Origin of the sequence: Mesorhizobium sp. M7A.F.Ca.US.002.01.1.1 (assembly GCF_004022955.1) — a bacterium.
Taxonomy (GTDB): Bacteria; Pseudomonadota; Alphaproteobacteria; order Rhizobiales; family Rhizobiaceae; genus Mesorhizobium; species Mesorhizobium ciceri.
The window spans coordinates 1-2871 of record NZ_RZQE01000614.1 but is presented as its reverse complement, the minus strand read 5'-3'; the positions used below and the strand labels follow the sequence as shown (position 1 = coordinate 2871).

Annotated in this window: 2 protein-coding genes; both read right to left on the bottom strand. The window is 62.5% G+C overall.

The window, feature by feature from the left end; translation table 11 throughout:
• Positions 1 to 28: 28 nt before the first annotated feature.
• On the bottom strand, positions 29 to 1039 hold the full coding sequence (locus EN932_RS32890) for a sugar-binding transcriptional regulator (RefSeq protein ID WP_024502444.1): 1011 nt from the start codon (positions 1037 to 1039) through the stop codon (positions 29 to 31).
• Positions 1040 to 1462: 423 nt separating this feature from the next.
• The coding region (locus tag EN932_RS32885; RefSeq protein WP_128369395.1) for an FAD-dependent oxidoreductase at positions 1463 to 2871 on the bottom strand (1409 nt) is incomplete at its 5' end.

Sequence of the window (2871 nt, the reverse complement as noted above, 5' to 3'; positions counted from 1 at the left end):
AACCGCCAGCAAGGCTGATCCGCGCTTGTCACGCATTTGGCGATCCTCCGTTCATATGGCGCTTCGCGCCATTGGGTTTTTTCTGTTCGACAAGGGCACGAGCGGTGGACTCGTCGGTGATCAGGCCGCTGAGATAGCGGCTTTCGAGCACCGCTTTGATGGCGCGTATTTTCACTTTGCCGCCGGCGACGGCGACAATCCGGCGGCCCTTCAACTGGTCCCGCGGGAGTGCCAGGATTCTGTCCGACAGCGCCGTTTCCACTGGGCGTCCCTGGTCGTCGAAGAAGTGGGCGAGCAGCTCGCCGACGCCGCCATCGCGTTTGACCTCATCGATTTCGGAATGTTCGATCATGCCGGTGGCGACCAGCGAAGCTTCCCGCTCGGCGGTCCCTATGCCGACGAACATCAGGTCGGACCGGCTTGCGAGGTCGAAGACATCGCTGATGCCGCGCTGCCCAAGCAGCACCTCACGGTCCTCCGCGGTGTTGGCGACAAAAGGCACCGGCATCACATAGGCCTGCGCGCCGGTCCGCTCGGCCAGCCGATGCATGACGTCGTGCGGGTTGGCCGCGAACTTGCGCGTCACACCGCCAAGCAGCGAGACGAAACGGATATGGGCGGCGGCGGTGCGCGTCAGATACTCGACGCTTGCGGCAAGGGTACGGCCGTGGCCGACGCCGATCAGCATGTCCTCGCCGCGATCGATCTCCCGCTTCAGAAACTGAGCGCCGGCGATGCCAAGCGCCTTCAGCGGCAGCTCGTCCTGATCGAGATCCGGAACGACCTCGCAGTAATCGAGCCCGTAAGCATTGATCAGCTGCTGCTCGAGGTCGATGCATTCGCCGACGTCGCCGTCGATGATCACCCTGACCAGGCCATCCTGAGTGGCCCGCGTGATGAGCCGATGCGCCTTGAGGCTGGTCAGGCCGAGCCGCTTGGCCACCTGGGCCTGCGTCAGACCCCCGGCATAGTGAAGCCAGGCCGCGCGGGTGGCGAGGCTGGACTCATGATCGCGGTTAGCGGTTCCGCCGGATTTCAAGCCATCTCCTCCCTGAGATGATATTATTATCTTTGTGTGCAAAAATTTTCACATCCCTGCATTGCTGTCAATCCCCCGCCGGGTTGGGCGCATGCACATACGGGGAATTCACAGGTCTCGCCCTTCCCGAAACGCCGGTCTGCCGGCATTCGGCGGGCAACATCGACCTATTAGGAGGTGAGCATGTTACTCGATCATACGGTGATGTTAATTTAACGTCAATCTGTGTTATCTCAGGCTTAAGCCGGCAGAATTGCACGGCCGTCGGCTATCCAGGTTTTTTTCTAACTAGCTGTTTTTCAGGGATAATATCTAATATCGGCAAAATCCCAATCCGCCTGTGAGTTGGGCGATTTGCGGATGCGGCGCATCCATGGGCAAACCGACCGGATTGCCTTGTGAAGAGCATCGGTGACGGACTGATCAGCCCAGCCGCATCAGGTTCCGGTCCTCGAGTTCCACAATTGCGGCCTCGACTTCCCTTGCAAGGCGCCCGGCGCTCCAGCCCAGCGCCTGTCCGGCAATCGCCGCGATCGCCTGCAGGTCGCGGCCTGTCAGGGAGCCTGATATCGCCAAGGTGCTGCGGCGCATGACGATGTCGGCCAGATGTTCGACGAACTCGTTGCGGACGATGTAGTCGATTTCCAATTTGCTGTAGCTTTCTGAATCCGGCAGCCGACTCTCATCGCCCGACCCATGCGTGGCGATCTGCGTGGCTCTGGTGCCGTATCGCGACAGCAGCGCATCGAGACGCCGTTCCTCAGCGCCCGTCTTCGAGTGAGCCAGAGCCAGCCAACTTGCTCGCGCTGCGGCATTGGTCGGGAAATCCCTGCCGCCGCCGATCGGCATGGCTTGCGTCGTCACCTTGCGGCTGCGCTGCAGGCGGCCGAGCACGGTTTCGGCGACTTCCTCGGCGAAACCGCGAAAGGTCGTCCACTTGCCGCCGACCAGCGAGATGACCGCGAAAGGTCTGTTCCGATCCGGCTCGGTGACCGGCGCGGAGTGGTCACGGCTGATCAGCCCGGGCAGCGATGCATCGGAGGCCGGCAGCGGCCTGATGCCGCTATAGGCATAGACGATCTGGTCGCGCTCGAACGCCATTCCCGGCAGCAGAGTCCGCACGCTGTCGAGCAGGTACTCGACTTCGTCGGGCTCGCAGCGCACCGCGTCGGGATTGTCGGCCTTGATGTCGGTGGAGCCGACCAGCGCCAGGCCGAGATAATCGTAGATGAGGCAGATGCGGCCGTCATCGGCTTCGAAATAGAGCATGCGCCCGGCCAGGCTTTTGACCAGTTCGTCATGCTTGAGCAGGACGTGCGAGCCCTTGGTGCCGCCGATCATCTTCGACGGCGCGCCAAGCAATTCGTTGACATCGTCGATCCACGGACCGGCGGCGTTGACCACCAGCTTCGGCCGCACCGAAAAGGCCGCGCCGTTTTCCGGCTGGAAGGTCAGTACCCCATCGGCGGACTTGACCAGCGCCGTATAGTTCGCGCTGGCCGAGGCCGCGTTTGCTTGCCGCCCATCGAGGATCAGTTCAAGCACCAGCCTTTCGGGGTGGCTTATCTTGGCGTCGTAGTAGGTGCCGGTGGCGACAATCGAGGGATTGAGCGCCGGCATCCCGCTGAGCGCCTGGCGCCGCCCGACCATGCGGTGGCGCGGCATGACCTGGTTTCGCGAGCCGTAGAAATCATAGATCATCAGGCCGATCTTGATCAGGATGGCGCCGCGGCTGCGCGGTGCGCTGGTCGAGCCGAACAGCGTCCGCAATGCCGCCAACATGCCCTTGCTCCAGGAAAAGATCGGGATGACGGTCGGCAGCGGGCTGACAT